At 70.8% G+C, this 15,385-nt stretch carries 15 protein-coding genes and 3 pseudogenes; 12 read left to right on the forward strand and 6 right to left on the reverse strand.

Translation table 11 applies throughout. From position 1 onward, the window contains the following. Positions 1-71: 71 nt before the first annotated feature. Both ACF1AL_RS06865 and ACF1AL_RS06870 read left to right on the forward strand, forming a co-directional pair. Entirely contained in the window at positions 72-1,568 is a 1,497-nt protein-coding gene (locus ACF1AL_RS06865) for a DEAD/DEAH box helicase (protein WP_391825478.1), read from the forward strand. A gap of 45 nt (positions 1,569-1,613) precedes the next feature. Further along, positions 1,614-2,015, forward strand: coding sequence for a CBS domain-containing protein (locus tag ACF1AL_RS06870; protein WP_391820850.1), 402 nt, complete (start codon positions 1,614-1,616; stop codon positions 2,013-2,015). Between the two features lie 122 nt (positions 2,016-2,137). On the opposite strand, the pseudogene ACF1AL_RS06875 reads toward ACF1AL_RS06870, so the two are convergent. The 3 genes and pseudogenes from ACF1AL_RS06875 to ACF1AL_RS06885 form a co-directional block, all read right to left on the reverse strand. Continuing rightward, positions 2,138-2,368, reverse strand: a pseudogene (locus ACF1AL_RS06875) (transposase); the annotation flags it as partial. A gap of 54 nt (positions 2,369-2,422) precedes the next feature. Continuing rightward, positions 2,423-2,752 (reverse strand): annotated as a pseudogene (locus ACF1AL_RS06880) (hypothetical protein); the annotation flags it as partial. A gap of 85 nt (positions 2,753-2,837) precedes the next feature. Beyond that, on the reverse strand, positions 2,838-3,197 hold the full coding sequence (locus ACF1AL_RS06885; RefSeq protein ID WP_366838109.1) for a hypothetical protein: 360 nt from the start codon (positions 3,195-3,197) through the stop codon (positions 2,838-2,840). 213 nt (positions 3,198-3,410) lie between these two features. On the opposite strand from ACF1AL_RS06885, the pseudogene ACF1AL_RS06890 reads away from it, so the two are divergent. The 3 genes and pseudogenes from ACF1AL_RS06890 to ACF1AL_RS06900 form a co-directional block, all read left to right on the forward strand. Beyond that, a pseudogene (locus ACF1AL_RS06890) lies at positions 3,411-3,668 on the forward strand (ATP-binding protein); the annotation flags it as partial. 614 nt (positions 3,669-4,282) lie between these two features. Then, positions 4,283-4,627 (forward strand): MerR family transcriptional regulator, encoded by a 345-nt coding sequence (locus tag ACF1AL_RS06895; protein WP_391779767.1) that lies wholly within the window; start codon positions 4,283-4,285, stop codon positions 4,625-4,627. Between the two features lie 240 nt (positions 4,628-4,867). Beyond that, positions 4,868-5,203, forward strand: a complete 336-nt coding sequence (locus ACF1AL_RS06900) for a hypothetical protein (protein WP_391825479.1) — start codon at positions 4,868-4,870, stop codon at positions 5,201-5,203. An 85-nt stretch (positions 5,204-5,288) separates the two neighbouring features. On the opposite strand, the gene ACF1AL_RS06905 is transcribed toward ACF1AL_RS06900, so the two are convergent. Together ACF1AL_RS06905 and ACF1AL_RS06910 are read right to left on the reverse strand one after the other, a co-directional pair. Next, a complete protein-coding gene (locus ACF1AL_RS06905) occupies positions 5,289-6,407 on the reverse strand; it encodes a fatty acid desaturase family protein (protein WP_391701964.1) in 1,119 nt (372 codons plus the stop codon). A gap of 7 nt (positions 6,408-6,414) precedes the next feature. Further along, positions 6,415-7,470 (reverse strand): ferredoxin reductase, encoded by a 1,056-nt coding sequence (locus tag ACF1AL_RS06910; protein ID WP_391701967.1) that lies wholly within the window; start codon positions 7,468-7,470, stop codon positions 6,415-6,417. A gap of 87 nt (positions 7,471-7,557) precedes the next feature. Here ACF1AL_RS06910 and ACF1AL_RS06915 point away from each other — a divergent pair, with 87 nt between their 5' ends. The 7 genes from ACF1AL_RS06915 (at position 7,558) to ACF1AL_RS06945 (ending at position 13,294) form a co-directional block, all read left to right on the forward strand. Then, positions 7,558-8,697, forward strand: coding sequence for a PucR family transcriptional regulator (locus ACF1AL_RS06915; protein WP_391825711.1), 1,140 nt, complete (start codon positions 7,558-7,560; stop codon positions 8,695-8,697). Next, positions 8,694-8,822 carry a hypothetical protein gene (locus tag ACF1AL_RS06920; protein ID WP_391701970.1) on the forward strand — a complete coding sequence of 43 codons (129 nt, stop codon included), beginning with the start codon at positions 8,694-8,696 and terminating at the stop codon, positions 8,820-8,822. The genes ACF1AL_RS06915 and ACF1AL_RS06920 overlap by 4 nt, the downstream gene beginning before the upstream one ends. Before the next feature lie 332 nt (positions 8,823-9,154). Continuing rightward, a complete protein-coding gene (locus ACF1AL_RS06925; protein WP_391825480.1) occupies positions 9,155-9,640 on the forward strand; it encodes a hypothetical protein in 486 nt (161 codons plus the stop codon). Then, on the forward strand, positions 9,637-10,110 hold the full coding sequence (locus ACF1AL_RS06930; protein ID WP_391825481.1) for a DUF1877 family protein: 474 nt from the start codon (positions 9,637-9,639) through the stop codon (positions 10,108-10,110). Before ACF1AL_RS06925 ends, ACF1AL_RS06930 begins: the two co-directional genes overlap by 4 nt. Before the next feature lie 343 nt (positions 10,111-10,453). Next, positions 10,454-11,755 (forward strand): 4-carboxymuconolactone decarboxylase, encoded by a 1,302-nt coding sequence (pcaC, locus tag ACF1AL_RS06935; RefSeq protein WP_386584148.1) that lies wholly within the window; start codon positions 10,454-10,456, stop codon positions 11,753-11,755. A gap of 70 nt (positions 11,756-11,825) precedes the next feature. Further along, positions 11,826-12,461: an MBL fold metallo-hydrolase gene (locus ACF1AL_RS06940; protein ID WP_386417291.1), complete on the forward strand. Its 636-nt coding sequence runs from the start codon at positions 11,826-11,828 to the stop codon at positions 12,459-12,461. A 53-nt stretch (positions 12,462-12,514) separates the two neighbouring features. Next, positions 12,515-13,294 carry an exodeoxyribonuclease III gene (locus ACF1AL_RS06945; RefSeq protein ID WP_391825482.1) on the forward strand — a complete coding sequence of 260 codons (780 nt, stop codon included), beginning with the start codon at positions 12,515-12,517 and terminating at the stop codon, positions 13,292-13,294. A gap of 40 nt (positions 13,295-13,334) precedes the next feature. Here the strand turns inward: ACF1AL_RS06945 and ACF1AL_RS06950 are convergent, their stop codons facing one another. Then, entirely contained in the window at positions 13,335-15,092 is a 1,758-nt protein-coding gene (locus ACF1AL_RS06950; protein ID WP_391825712.1) for an SGNH/GDSL hydrolase family protein, read from the reverse strand. Positions 15,093-15,385 lie beyond the last annotated feature (293 nt).

Genomic DNA, 15,385 nt, shown 5'->3' on the forward strand with positions numbered 1-15,385 from the left:
TCTTGCAATTCTCTGTGCTGCTGATCGCTGCGGGAATTCCTTGATATGTGCCGCATCGAGGAAGGTTCCGCATGAACCGCACCCGCACGAACGACCGCTTCACCCGCACCCGTAACGGCAGTACCGAATCCGGCAGGGGCGGCAGCCGATTCGGCTCGTCGGCCAGGAGCCGCTCCGGCGGGCAGGGCCGTTCCGGTGGTTACGGCCGCCGGCCCGCCGCGGCCCAGGGGGAGTTCGCGCTGCCCAAGACGATTACACCCGCGCTCCCCGCCGTGGAGGGCTTCGCCGATCTCGACATGCCCAGGGCACTGCTGGGCGCACTCAGCTCACATGGCGTGACCGTACCCTTCCCGATCCAGGCCGCGACCCTGCCGAATTCCCTCGCCGGCCGCGACGTACTGGGCCGTGGCCGCACCGGCTCCGGCAAGACCCTCGCCTTCGGGCTGGCGCTGCTGGCCCGTACGGCCGGGCAGCGCGCCGAGGCCAGGCAGCCGCTGGGGCTGATCCTCGTACCCACGCGTGAACTGGCGCAGCAGGTCACCGACGCGCTCGCCCCGTACGCCCGCTCCGTGAGGCTGCGGCTGGCCACGGTGGTGGGCGGAATGCCGATCGGCCGACAGGCGAGCGCGCTGCGCGCCGGCGCCGAGATCGTCGTCGCCACGCCGGGACGCCTCAAAGACCTCATCGACCGTGGCGACTGCCGACTGAACCAGGTATCCGTCACCGTCCTCGACGAGGCCGACCAGATGGCCGACATGGGCTTCATGCCGCAGGTCACCGCCCTCCTCGACCAGGTCCGCCCCGAAGGCCAGCGCATGCTGTTCTCCGCCACTCTCGACCGCAACGTCGACCTGCTCGTGCGCCGCTACCTCAGCGACCCCGTCGTGCACTCCGTCGACCCCTCGGCCGGCGCGGTCACGACGATGGAGCACCACGTGCTCCACGTTCACGGCGCCGACAAGCACGCGGCAACCACCCAGATCGCCGCACGCGACGGCCGCGTGATCATGTTCCTCGACACCAAGCACGCCGTCGACGGCCTCACCGAACACCTGCTGAACAGCGGGGTACGGGCCGCCGCCCTGCACGGCGGGAAGTCACAGCCACAGCGCACCCGCACGCTGGCACAGTTCAAGACCGGACACGTCAACGTGCTGGTAGCGACCAACGTCGCGGCGCGCGGCATCCACGTCGACAACCTCGACCTCGTCGTCAACGTCGACCCGCCGACCGACCACAAGGACTACCTCCACCGCGGCGGTCGCACCGCCCGGGCAGGGGAGTCCGGCAGCGTCGTCACCCTGGTCACCCCCAATCAGCGCCGCGGCATGACCCGCCTCATGGCAGCGGCCGGCATCGTGCCGCAGACCACCCAGGTCCGCGTCGGCGAAGAAGCCCTGCACCGCATCACCGGCGCCCAGGCCCCCTCCGGCATCCCGGTCGTCATCACCGCACCGGTGGTCGAACGCCCCAAGAAGCGCGGCGCCACCTCACGCGGCCGACGCCGCCCCGTCCCGGCGGCCCGCCGCGCGTCCGTACGGCAGTCCGCCGGCGGTGCGGCGGCATAGAACCTTCGTGTCAGGAAGCCCGCCCGACTTCGCAGGAGGCACCCTTTGACGCCGGACCAGACGCAGTTCCGCTCACCACGTACCAACGCCGTGCAGACGGAAGCGGATCCCGCGGACGCGGCCGGACCGGAGGTCTGGGAGGACATGACCGTGGAGGTGGCACTGTCCGTGATGGCCGCCGCCCGTACAGGTCAGCTGGTCGTCTGTGACGAGGACGGTATGTGCACCGGCCTGGTCACCCGGGACCGGCTCACGGCCGTTCGTGACGGCTCCGGATACACGGACCGGATCCGCCTGCGGGACATCGCCGACGTCATCGGGCCCTTCGCCTCGCCGCCGGCCACGAGGGCCGAAACCGAGCGTGCGATGCGCTGCCGCCGACTCGGGGCCCCGCCCGTGGCCGACGGACGTGGCAACGCTCTGGCCGTCCTCGCCCTCTCTCGCTGAACCGCCGTCACCCTGCCCGGCGTGTCCGCCTGACGTACGGACAGGTGTGAGCCGAACCGAGCAGTGAGGCCCCACCGGCTTGGGCGAATTCCAGGGGGCGTGGCAACACTGCGGTGAGTTGATCAAGCCGCGAGCAGTTTGAACAGACGCTCGGCTGGGGTCTCCCAGTCGAGCATTTTGCGTAGGCGGCTGTTGAGTTCGGTGGCGGCGTCCAGGTCCTCGCGGGTGTGGTGGGACAGGTCGGTGCCCTTGGGGAGGTACTGCCGCAGCAGGCCGTTGGTGTTCCCGTTCGAGACGCGCTGCCAGGGGCCGGCCGAGGCGCAGAAGTAGACCGGGAGGTCCGTGGTGACGGTGAAGGCGCTTACGGTGGAGGGACTGCGGCCAAGCTCGGCCCCGATGGCCCGCACGGACGCCGTCTCCCGGAGCCGGTCAGCGATGCGGATGTGGTCGGCCTCGGTGAGGGAGCACGACGGGCCGACGGGTTCCTCAGGGCGAGCCGGGGGTGCGGGTGTGTGCCAGGGCAGCCCCGTGTCCACGATAGGCCGGGGCTGCCCTGTATCTCCCGGATGCCTGCCGGCCGTAGAGCCAACGCTTGCCGGTGCGGCGGTTGATGCCGATGATCCGGCAGGCTTCCGTGTTCCCTGTTCCAGGATCCACGAGCCGAAGGTGTTCCTCCCGCTCAGGGTCCAATCTCCTGGGCCCCTGAGGCGCCGATCCTTCCGGATTTCGAAGTCCATCGCACCCCTTGAACCAGGGCGTTGTGACGACCGCTGGAACGGAAGCGTGCCGGTGGGGTTTCACTGTGTGCCGTGGGTCGGTGAGTCAGTGGTCGGAGTAGCTGAAGTCGCCCACGGTCCAGGCACTGACGTCCTCGATCGCGACGCGGTACATCCCGCCTGTCTCCGGGATCCCCACCGTACCCTGCAGGATCCGGGCGACGTGGAAGTGCAGATGCGTGGGCGGTCCGTCCTTCCTCGCGGGGGTGTCGAAGACGGCGGAGAACTCGCCCAGGTCGGCGGAGTCCGCCAGCACCTCGGACACCCTCTGCTTCCACATGGCTTCCGGAGCCAGCCGACCGGTGATGACAGCACCACTGGTGACCACGGTCAGGGACATCTGGTTGCTCTGCCCGGACTCCACAAGGGCAGCTATCGCAACGAGCAGCTCGTCAAGCTTCGGCATGGGGTCGGATTCTATGCACCGGCCCGCCCGGGTGGCGCAACCGGGCGAGACGGGCGCATACGGCTGCCCCAGCGCCGCAATACAGGTCAGGGGGTGCGCATGTGCGGCGGCTGCGAGACAGGGGCGTGCTTCGAGGTATTGGTCTCGCCACCAACTGGGCCTGCGGTGGCCGCCACAGGAAGTCACGCCGGGCGGGGGCCGGTGGTGCGGATCAAGTACGCGCCAGGCCCCTGCCTGCTGGACCTGGAGGTGAGTGAAGGCACCGTCCAGGTCAGCGTCTGGGACACCGACCTGACACTGCCCGCGGCCTGCCCCGCAGACCCGGGCCGGGTCGGGCAGGACGGCCTGGAGATCATCATGGCCGTGTGCCAGAGCTTCGAGGTGCGCCGCGAGCCGGTGGGCAAGCGAGTCAGGGCCGCCATCGTGCTGGCTGACGGCCCCGGCGGAGATCCGGCCGGCCGCCTGCTGTGACCGTCCCTGGGCGCCGGAACCTGCCGCAGGTGTCTACCGGCCCGCCAGGTAGCCGACGCCCTGCCCACTCCACCTGGATCGGTTTTGTGCCTCCAGGCCCAGCATGTGGTCGCCGAGCCGGGAAGCAACCCGGGACAGCACTCTTCCGATCGTATGTGCGGAAGAACTTCAGACGCTGATCATGGAGAAAACCTGTCGTGACGACAGTAGACATCAACCCGCCGCAGGGTTACTGTCTTAGTCGTACCCAGGAAGTCGAAGTGGGCACGGCAGACACGAACTGCCGTGCCGGCAGGTCAAGCAGGACACGGCCCAGAAGGGTCGTGAGCAGTACCCGCGGTATCCAGCAGTATCACCGAGTAACCGAAGGTAAGGAGCGAGACGCCATCAGGATCGCCCGGGCGAGGAAGCAGTCCGCCCGGGTACCGCAGGCCCCGGATTGGAAGGTGGTCCCCGGTCACGCATCCGCGATCCCCGCAGTCCCGCCCTCCCAGGCGAACCCTGCGGACATACAAGGCCGGCGCAGTTCGCCGGTAGATGGTGTTGAAAGCTCGGGGTCCGGGTGCCGGTACGGTGCCCGGGCCCCCCGACGCGTCCCCCGGAAGAAGAGGTCTATGCCCCCTGGCAGTTCCCGCGCCGTCACCCCTCTCGATGACGACGACTACCCCGCCTACACCATGGGCCGGGCCGCCGACATGCTCGGCACCACCCCCGCCTTCCTGCGCGCCCTCGGCGAACACCGCCTGATCACACCTTTGCGCTCCGAAGGCGGTCACCGCCGCTACTCCCGCTACCAGTTGCGCATCGCTGCCCGTGCCCGCGAACTCGTCGACCAGGGCACGCCCATCGAAGCTGCCTGCCGCATCATCGTCCTCGAAGACCAACTCGAAGAAGCACAGCGCATCAACGAGCAAATGCGCGCACAAGGCGCCGAGCCGCAGTCGAAGACCTCGGCCTGACCGGACGCCGGCGCGAAGACACGGACGACGCTCCCGGCCCGCCACCGACTGGACCCCACCATCGGCCCCTGAAACGAGCGCCCCGACCACCACAGGGCAAGGACCCCGGCGATCACCACGCTGGGGTCCTTCTCTGTCCAAGACGGTGCAACCGGTCCCGGGCCGGAGCCCTGCCGGCGCGCCGGTCGCCCATCGGCGGCCGGCGAGTCTCCGGGTGAGCACTGGACGGTGAAGCCCGACATGATCACCGCCCCGCAGCACGCCGTCTCCGACTCGGTGTACGACGCGATCCGCGCCGCGGTCATCCAGATGATCCGCGCCGGCGAGATCCGCTCGGACTCCTCCACGGGGCCGGTCTACTTCGTACTGCAAAAGGGGGCAGCCGAGAGCCGGGCCCGCGAACTCGCAGCCGCCCTGCACGGAAACCTGGCGCCGCTCGCCCGCGCGTCGCCGAGGACGGCGTCGTCGACCCCGTCGACGGACGCGCATCCAGAAACCCCATGTGACCTGCAGATTCCCGTGGTGCGACGGCAGGGCGGCCCTCCCGTCCACACACCTTGTGACGTGTTCCGATGACGCATCACGTGGAGTGCGTGGCGATTCTGGAGCCTGCGGACAAGGGCGCCTGACCTCGGGTTCGGGAGCCAGGCGCTGGTAACCATCAGGCGGCGACGAGCTCCTGCTCACGGTCCGGCGTCTTGACCTCGGGCTTCTTGTTCGGCAGCGAGAGCCGGAAGACCTTGCGCCACGCGGAGAACACCTGTTTGGGCAGCGGTCCGGTGACGTACTCCAGCTCGTACTTCTCGAACAGCGCGCGCACCTTCACCGCGACCTCGGCGTACCGGTTGCTCGGCAGGTCCGGGAACAGGTGGTGCTCGATCTGGTGCGACAGGTTGCCGGTCATGAAGTGCATGGCCCTGCTGCCGCTGATGTTTGCCGAGCCCATCATCTGGCGCAGGTACCACTGGCCGCGCGTCTCGTCCTTGATCGACCGGCGCTCGAAGACCTGTACGCCCTCGGGGAAGTGCCCGCACATGATCACGGAGTGGGACCAGATGTTGCGGACCAGGTTCGCGGTGAACGTGGCGGCGAGCGTGGGGAGGAACGACGGGCCCGACAGCAGCGGGTGGATCACGTAGTCCTTGAGCACCTGCTTGCGGATCTTGCGGCCCACGGCCTTGGCCCGCGCGCGGAACTCCGGGTTCTTGCGGCGGCGTTTGCTCAGGTTCTTGCCGAGCTCCAGGTCGTACGCGGCGATGCCGTACTCGAAGAAGCAGGCGTTGATGAAGTTCCACAGCGGCTGGCCGAGGTGGAACGGGTGCCACTTCTGGTCCTCGTCGACGCGCATGATGCCGTAGCCGAGGTCGTTGTCCTTGCCGATCACGTTGGTGTACGTGTGGTGCAGCTCGTTGTGCGAGTGCTTCCACTGGTCGGCCGGCGAGACGTGATCCCATTCCCAGGTGGTGGAGTGGATCTTCGGGTCCCGCATCCAGTCCCACTGGCCGTGCAGGATGTTGTGGCCGATCTCCATGTTGTCCATGATCTTCGCCACCGACAGACCGGCGGTGCCGAGCAGCCACGCGGGCGGGAACATCGAGAACAGCAGCACGCCCCTGCTGACCAGCTCCAGCTTGCGCTGGGCGGCGATGACCTTACGGATGTAGGCGGCGTCCTTCTCGCCACGGCTGGCGATCACCTCGTCACGGATCGCGTCCAGCTCGCGGCCCAGCTCCTCGATCTGCTCGGCGGTCAGGTGGGCGGTGGGGTCGATTGCGGTCAAGGTGCTCCTACCGTTCGATGTCACAAGGGCCCGCCGCGGCGGACACACAGGTCTGGATGAGGACGCCCGGCTCGGCCTCGGTGAGCTCGCCGGTGCGCAGGTCGCGGACGGCGCCCGCTTTGAGCGGCGTGACGCAGCCGAAGCAGATGCCCATGCGGCACCCGGACGGCATGAGCACGCCGGCCTCCTCGCCGACGTCCAGCAACGGCGTGGCGCCGTCCGCGTCGACGGTCTTGCCGGTGGCGCTGAACGTGACCTCGCCGCCGGCGCCGGCGACGACGATGCTGGGGCGGAAGCGTTCGGTGTGCAGGCGCTCCGGTACGCCGTGCCCGCTCCAGTGCTCCTCGGCGGCGTCGAGCAAACCCGCGGGCCCGCAAGCCCAGGTCTCGCGCTCGGCCCAGTCGGGCACGAGTTCGTCGAGACGGGCGATGTCGAGCATGCCGTCGGTGTCGGTGTGCACCTCGATGAGCCGCAGCTTCTTGGCCGCGACCAGATCGTGCAGTTCGCTGCGGAAGATCACATCCTGCGGCCGTGGCGCGCAGTGGACCATGACGACATCGTCGAACTCGGTGTCGCGCAGCATGCCCATCACGGGCGTGATGCCGCTGCCGGCCGTCAGGTAGAGCACCTTGGCGGGCTTGGTCTGCGGCAGCACGAAGTCACCGGTCGCCTGGTCGAGCTGGATCAACGTGCCCGGTTTCGCCCTGCGGACCAGGTGGTTGCTGACCTTGCCGTCCGGGATCGCCTTCACGGTGATCGTGACGCGGCCGTCCCGGCGGTTCGTCGGCGAGGTGATGGAATAGGCACGCCACAGGCGCACCCCGTCGACGTCGACCCCGATCCGCACGTACTGACCGGCTGTGTGGCCGCGCCAGCCCCGCCCCGGCCTGATCACGACAGTCGCGGCGTCATCCGTCTCGGGGTGCACGGCCTCGATGCGCCCCCGCAGGTCAGCGCCCGCACGCAGTGGGCTGACCAGGTCGAGGTAGTCCGACGGCATGAGCGGCGTCGTGACCATCTCCAGCAGTTTCCACGCCCTGCTGCGAAGGGCTGCACTCGTCATGACTCCAGCTTGCTGCGTCTCAGGGCGTAAAGTCCTGACCGTAGGACGTGAATCTGGTGGGTGGAATTGTTCGCAGGGAATAAAAACGTGAGTCGTGTGACCCAGAGGGCCAGCGAACTGGCCCTGGATGAGACGACGGTCACCGCACTTCGGGCCGCGCTGAAGACCACCGCCGACGAGGTCGTCCAGGCGATCATCGACGAGGTCCCTCCCTACGCAGGCGCCCTTTCGGGCAGCATGGGCGGCACCATTCGCCGAGCCGTTCGCACCGCCCTCGGCCACTACCTGGACCTCGCCAGCGGGAACGCCACGGGCGGCGGCGGCGGTGACGCGGCCTACGAACTGGGCCGCGGCGAGGTGCGCGACGGCCGTTCGATGGACGCCCTGCTCAGCGCGTACCGCGTCGGTGCCCGCGTGGCTTGGCGATGCCTGGCAGCGGGCGCCGTGTCCGCAGGTCTGCCCGCCGCCGAGGTCGCCAAGTTCGCCGAGCTGACCTTCGCCTACATCGACGAGCTCTCCGCCGCGAGCGCCGCGGGCCACGCCGACGAACTGGCCGCCCGGGGCAGGGCCCACGAGCGCCACCTGGAACACCTGGCCCGCGACCTCCTCGCCGGCGCGAGCCCGGACGTGCTGCTGGCCTCTGCTCAACGGGCCGGATGGCAGCCTCCGGATTCGCTGACGGCGGTCCTGCTGCCCGCCGCACAGGCCCGGCCTGCCTACCGCGCGCTCGACCCGAGCACCCTTGTCCTCGACGATCTGCCGGACGCCACCGGTGTGCTGCTCGTTCCCGATGCCGACCGATCACACCTCTTGCGGCAGCTGACCGACCGCACCGCAGTGGTCGGCCCGGCCCGGCCATGGACCCGTGCGTCGGCCTCGTACGCACGAGCCGTACGCGCGCGCTCCCTCTCCTCCGATATCCGCGACACCGAGGACCACCTGCCCGAGCTGGTGCTGAGCGCCGACGTGGACGCGTTCGCAGACCTGCGTGCCCGAGCCCTCGCACCCCTCAGGACCTTGCCTGTCGCGACCGCACGGCGGCTGGAGGAGACATTGAGGGCGTGGCTGCTGCACCAGGGCAGGCGGGACGAGGTGGCGGCGGCGTTGTTCGTCCATCCCCAGACAGTCCGGTACCGGATGTCGCAGCTGCGGGAGCTGTTTCCGGATCTCGCATCGCCACACCGGGTCCTTGAACTGACGCTGGCGGTCGGTCTTCGGGCCAGTTGACGCGTACTGCGACCGTCCACGAACTCCCGGCTGAGCCCGGCATCGTGCTCGGTGTCCACCTGGACGTCCTTGCAGCCGGGACGGTACGGGTGAGCGACGCGACCAAGGTGCAGCAGGTCGGCTGACAGGGAGCGTTCCACCACGAGTCGGCCACCTGCCGATCCGCCAGCCCCGCGTCTCGCACGACCAGCCACACCCGGTCGCGACTGAGCGGAGTTGGCCGAGAAGGACGCCGATCGCGTCGAGCAGGGTGCTGGCGAAGGCTGGAGCGACCGGGTTGAAAGGGCGGACTGTCGGCCGTGACGCCCCCGTCCGACTCCCTGGGCACCCACATGCATGGCGATGAGCCAGGATGCTCGGGCGCCAGGTGGCGGGCCGTGGAAGGGTCGGGGCTGCTGAAGTGGTTGTTCCCGTGCCGGAAGAGCTGTTCGTACTTGCTGCATGAAAGGAGAACAGAATGGCGACGCAACTTCTCATGCGGCGCGTAACAGCAGACACCTATCAGCGCATGATGGCGGGTGAATTCGTTAACGAATACAAGAGGGAAGAACGGGGGGTCGGGGAGACGTGGGACGTGCTCGCACGGATTCTCGCACACGGGTTCATCGAATCTCCGCAGACGCATGCACTCGCCATCTTGGGGGGACGAACCGTCCCCGGGTCACCCGGGTTCGGCGCAAGAGCTCTCTCACCGCACCAAGTCGCGGAAGCAAGCGGTCTGCTCAATGTCTTCGTCGACGGGGAAATCGAAAGACGGCATCGGCGGCTGGACTTCACTGGAGCGCAGGGTGGAGGAACGGATGGTGCTCCGGTGATCAGTGTCGAGGACTGCATCCGAGCATTTCGGTGCCTTCGCAAGTTCTATGCGAAGGCTGCGATTCATGGGGAGGGCATGGTCCTTCTGTTCGCCGAGGCTGCGTCTGCCACGCAGGAGGGGCAATGAGTAGTGAGTTCACGATGCGGCGTATCTCGCCCGACGTCTATGATCGAATGATGGGTGGGGAGCCCCCCTTCCCGTACAGGTATGTCGCCGAAAGCGGGCAAATCGCCAAACGCTGGGAAACCTCGGCCTTTGTCCTGGCCAACGGAGACCGCGCGGTCCCAGGGCCAGCTGTGGCGATCATCGGTGGGCAACGGTTGCCGGGTGGGCGATCGGTTGACCAGGATTTCGGGGGCACTCGGCTGTTCTCTTCAGTACAAGTTGCCGAAGTCGCCGAAATGCTCGCGCAGCTTTCGGACGAGGAGTATCGGCGACGTTTCGAGAACCTGGACTTCACGGGTGTCCATGGAACTGAGTCGGACGGTGGACCGGCGCTCGGGGTCGACGTTCTTCTTCGGGACCTGCACCACCTCCGTGCCTTCTACGGTGCTGCGGCACAGGCAGGCGACGCCATGATGGTGTGGCTTGACTGAATGAGCGACGCTCCTTGGCACATGCCTACGAGCACCGCCCGGACCGCCGACATGAGCATCCTCAGGGCCCGCCGCGTTCCGTCTGCCTGCCCGCCCGCGGACGGGCCGTAGCCGCCGCCGATCTCCCGCGGCGCCTGTGGCTCGAACAGCTCGTCAGCACCACAGCGACCCCGCCGAACGAGGTGGCCACTGCGCCGGTGTCACCGACGCAGTGAGCCGCAGGACCTGCAATCAGGTGAACCCCGGCCTGTGCACAACCCGCGAGGTCTTCGGACCTGGTCAGACCGGTTTCCCGCCCCCCTGCGTTATAGGGGCGTCCGTGAGACGTGAGAAGGTCTGAGGCGTGAGTGAGACACCGTCGAACACCCTGCAATACCGCTTTGACGGGCCGGAAGAGGCCCCGGTCCTGATCCTCGGTCCCTCACTGGGCACCACCTGGCACATGTGGGACCGGCAGGTCCCGGAGCTGGCCAAGCAGTGGCGCGTCCTGCGGTTCGACCTGCCGGGGCACGGCGGCGCGCCGGCCCGTCCGGCGGGGTCCGTCGCCGAGCTGACCGCCCGGCTGCTGGCCACCCTCGACGGGCTCGGCGTGCAGCGCTTCGGCTACGCGGGCTGCGCGCTCGGCGGTGCCGTGGGCGTGGAGCTGGCGCTGCGCCACCCCGAGCGGCTCGCCTCGCTCGTGCTGATCGCCGCCTCGCCCCGGTTCGGCACCGCCGACGAGTTCCGCCAGCGCGGGGTGATCGTCCGCACCAACGGCCTCGACCCGATCGCCCGGACGTCCCCCGACCGCTGGTTCACGCACGGCTTCGCCGCCGCCCAGCCCGCGATCACCGACTGGGCGGTGCAGATGGTGCGCACCACCGACCCGGGCTGCTACATCGCCGCCTGCGAGGCGCTCGCCGCGTTCGACGTACGGCCCGAGCTGGGCCGGGTGGGCGTGCCCACCCTCGTCCTCGTCGGCTCCGAGGACCAGGTCACCGGGCCCGCCGAGGCGCGCACGCTGGTCGCCGGCATCCCGGACGCCCGTCTCGCGGTCGTGCCCGGTGCCTCCCACTTGGTCCCGGTCGAACAGCCCGCCGCCGTGACCGACCTGCTCGTCACGCACTTCTCGACCGCCTGGCAGCCCGTCATCGACCCCGGCACCGGCCAGATCGCCATCCCCGCCGCGCCCGTGAAGCCGGTGCTGGCCGCGCCGCCGCCGCAGCCGGCCGCGCCCATCGCCGAGATCGCGCCGCCGGCGGCGCAGCCCCATCCCGCCGGGCGGCCCGACCCGTACGACGCGGGGCTCAAGGTGCGCCGCGAGGTGCTCGGCGACGCGCACGTCGACCAGGCGCTGGCGCAGGCCGGGGACTTCTCCGGCGACTTCCAGGAACTTCTCACCCGCTACGCCTGGGGCGAGGTGTGGAACCGGCCCGGCCTCGACCGCCGCGCCCGCAGCTGCGTCACCCTCACCGCGCTCGTCGCGGGCGGCCATCTGGAGGAGCTGGCGTTCCACACCCGCGCCGCCCTGCGCAACGGCCTCACCCCCGACGAGATCAAGGAGGTCCTGCTCCAGGCGGCTGTGTACTGCGGTATCCCCGCAGCGAACAGCGCCTTCAAGGTGGTCCAGCAGGTCATCCGTGAGGAGACCACCCTCGCCGAGTGATGCCGGGCGGGGTGCGCCCCCGCACCCCGCCCAAACCCTGCGCGAGGACCGGGCGGGCAGGATGGGACGCATGAAGCTCACCAAGATGTCGCATGCCTGTGTCCGGCTGGAGAAGGACGGACGCACCCTCGTCCTCGATCCCGGTGGTTTCAGCGAGGAGGACGCCGCGCTCGGCGCCGACGCCCTCCTGGTCACGCACGAGCACCCGGACCACTTCGACGAGGGCCGGCTGCGGGCCGCGATGGAGAACAACCCCGCCGCCGAGATCTGGACCCTGAAGTCGGTCGCCGAGCAGATCTCCGCGGCCTTCCCGGGCCGTGTGCACACCGTCGGCCACGGCGACACCTTCACCGCCGCCGGCTTCGACGTGGAGGTCCACGGCGAGCTGCACGCCGTGATCCATCCGGACATCCCGCGCATCACCAACGTCGGGTATCTGATCGACGGCGGCGCCGTCTTCCACCCCGGCGACGCGCTCACCGTCCCCGGCCGCCCGGTCGAGACGCTGATGCTGCCCGTCATGGCCCCCTGGAACAAGATTTCCGAGGTCATCGACTACGTCCGGGAGGTCGAGCCGCGGCGCGCCTACGACATCCACGACGCCCTCCTCACCGACCTCGCCCGCCCGATCTACGACCGCCAGATCGGCGCCCTCGGGGGCACCGACCACCGGCGGCTGACGCCGGGGGACAGCACCGACGTCTAGGGCCCGGTCCGGGCGGGGACGCGTTGTCGGTGCCGCCCGGTAGGTTGTGAGGCATGCGCATCGCGACCTGGAACGTGAACTCGATCACCGCCCGCCTTCCGAGGCTGCTGGCCTGGCTGGAGAGCAGCGGCACCGACGTGCTGTGCCTGCAGGAGGCCAAGGTCGCCGAGGACCAGTTCCCCTTCGAGCAGCTGCGCGAGCTGGGCTACGAGGCGGCGGTGCACGCCACCGGCCGGTGGAACGGCGTGGCGGTGCTCTCCCGCGTCGGCATCGACGACGTGGTCAAGGGCCTGCCCGGCGACCCCGGCTTCGACGGCGTGACCGAGCCGCGGGCGATCTCCGCGACCTGCGGCCCGGTCCGCGTCTGGTCGGTGTACGTGCCCAACGGCCGTGAGGTGGAGCACCCGCACTACGCGTACAAGCTCCAGTGGTTCGAGGCCCTGCGGGCGGCCGTCGCCGGCGACGCCCGGGGCAGCCGGCCGTTCGCGGTGATGGGCGACTACAACGTCGCGCCGACCGACGACGACGTCTTCGACGCGGCCGCCTTCGAGGGGTCCACGCACGTCACCCCGGCCGAGCGGGCGGCGCTCGCCGCGCTGCGGGAGGCCGGGCTGAACGACGTGGTGCCGCGCCCGCTGAAGTACGAGCACCCGTTCACGTACTGGGACTACCGCCAGCTGTGCTTCCCCAAGAACCGCGGCATGCGCATCGACCTGGTCTACGGCAACGATCCGTTCGCCCAGGCCGTCAAGGACGCCTACGTCGACCGCGAGGCGCGCAAGGGCAAGGGCGCCTCGGACCACGCGCCGGTCGTCGTCGACCTGGACGTGTAGCTCCCGTCGTCCGGCCCGTCCCGGCGCCGCGAGGGCCGGGTCACAGCAGCCGCAGGTCCACCGACCCGCCCAGCGCGGCCAGCCCCGCGTCGCCCGGGTGCAGATGGTCGCCGCTGTCGTAGGCGGCCAGCATCCGCTCCGGGTGCGCCGGGTCGCGGACCACCGCGTCGAAGTCCAGGACGGCGTCGAAGGCGCCCCCGGTGCGGATCCAGGCGTTGACCGCGGTCCGCTCGGCGTCCACGGCGGCCGGGCAGCGCGCGTGCCCCCCGCAGGGCAGGATCGTCGCGCCGAGGACGCGCAGCCCGCGCCGGTGCGCCCGGTCGGCGAGGGTGCGCAGGCCCTCCGTCAGCCGCGCGGCGGAGGTGCCGTCCATCAGGTCGTTGACGCCCTCGAAGACCACGAGGGTGCGCACCGCGGTCTGCGCGAACACGTCCCGCTCCAGCCGGTGCAGGGCGCTCACGCCCGCCTGGTCGGCGGCGACGCCGTCGCCGGGGTAGCGGTCGGTCAGGACGCGGTTGCCGGAGACGCCGTGGCCGAGGACGCCGTAGCGCGGCACGGCGCTCTGCCCGAGCAGCCGCGCCGCCAGCACGTCGGGCCAGCGGCGGTCGGCGCCGGGCGTGGAGCGGTCCCCGTCGGTGATGGAGTCGCCGAGCGCGACCACCGACCCCGGGCCGCCGCCGACGTCCACGCCGGTCAGCAGCGGCCAGCTGGTCAGCGTCGTGCCGTAGGCGGCCGGGGACACGTCCGCGGTGTGGTCGCCGGGCCCGCTCAGATACGACCGCTGCTGGGCGAGCCGGTGGACGGGCGCCGCCGTCACCGGGCCCGGCAGATGAAAGCTGACCAGCAGGTCGGACCCGGCCGGCACGGTGAACCGGAGCGGGTCGCTGACCGCCTGCGCCCCTGCCGGGATCTCCACCCCGGCCGCCCCGCCGAAGGACAGCGCCACCGGCGTGGCCTGCGGCGCCGCGCCCGACGCGCGCACCGCGACCGTCGCGGCGCCGATCCGCACCGGCGCCGCCGCGAAGGTGTTGTCGAACCGCAGCCGCACCCGCGGACCGCCCGCCGAGGTGTGCACCACCAGCCGCAGCGTCCGGTCGGTCCACGGGCCGACGGCCGGGTAGCCGCCGGTCGAGGCCGCCCAGCTGCCGCTCCAGCCCGGCGCGGGTGAGCGCACCGACACGGCGAACACGTGCAGGTCGGGCGCGACGGGCAGCCGTACCGCCGTCACCGTGCGGCCGGCCGCGAGCGGCACCGTCACGACGTACAGCCGGGCCTTCCCGGCGAGCCGTCCGGCGGGGGTCAGGAGGTGCGGCAGCGCCACCGCCTTCGTGGCGAGCGGGCCGGTGCGCCAGTCGGGCGCGGTCAGCGCGCAGGGGGCCGTGGAGCCGTCCGTGTAGCGCACGGTGCCCGTGCCGCCCGTGAGGTGGCCGGCCGTCCCGGCGACCAGGAAGGCCAGCGCGTCGCCCCGGCCGGTCACCCGCACCCACTGCCCGCCGGCCCGCGCGTTGTCCGGCTCGCCCGGCGCCCGCCGCGGCCAGGTCAGCCGGGCGCCGTCCACGGTCAGCACCCGCCCCGGCGTCCAGCCGGCGGCCGCGAGGTCCCGCACGGACAGCGACGCCCCCGCCCCGTCGAAGTCCGCGGCACCGGGCCGCGCGTCGTCACCGACGGCGACGTTGTCGAACAGCCGCTCCAGCGGCACGGGGCCGCCGCCCGCCGCCCCTCCGGCACCGGGATCGCCGACACCGCCCGCCGACGCGGGGCCCGCCGCCCGGGGATCGTCCGCCGCCGCGCTCGGCATCCCGCCGGCCGCCGTCAGGACCAGCGCCGCCACCAGACCGCCGACCCCGCGCCGTACGACCCGCACCACGCGCACCACCCGCTCCTCCGGCCGCTCCCGCCGCCCTCGCTGCTCCCCGGTCACCGGGGGCCGTCCGATCCCGGGAACGGCTCCCGGGCGCACGCACCGCGAAGCTAGGGAGGGGGCGCGGACCGGTCAACGAGCCATGCGCACACACGGGGGGAAATGGGCCGTACGGGGAGGAAAGGCGGTCCGCGCGCCTATGGTGCGCACGCGGGTGCGAATGCCACGCT

Origin of the sequence: Streptomyces sp. NPDC014801, assembly GCF_043082085.1 — a bacterium.
GTDB lineage: Bacteria > Actinomycetota > Actinomycetes > Streptomycetales > Streptomycetaceae > Streptomyces.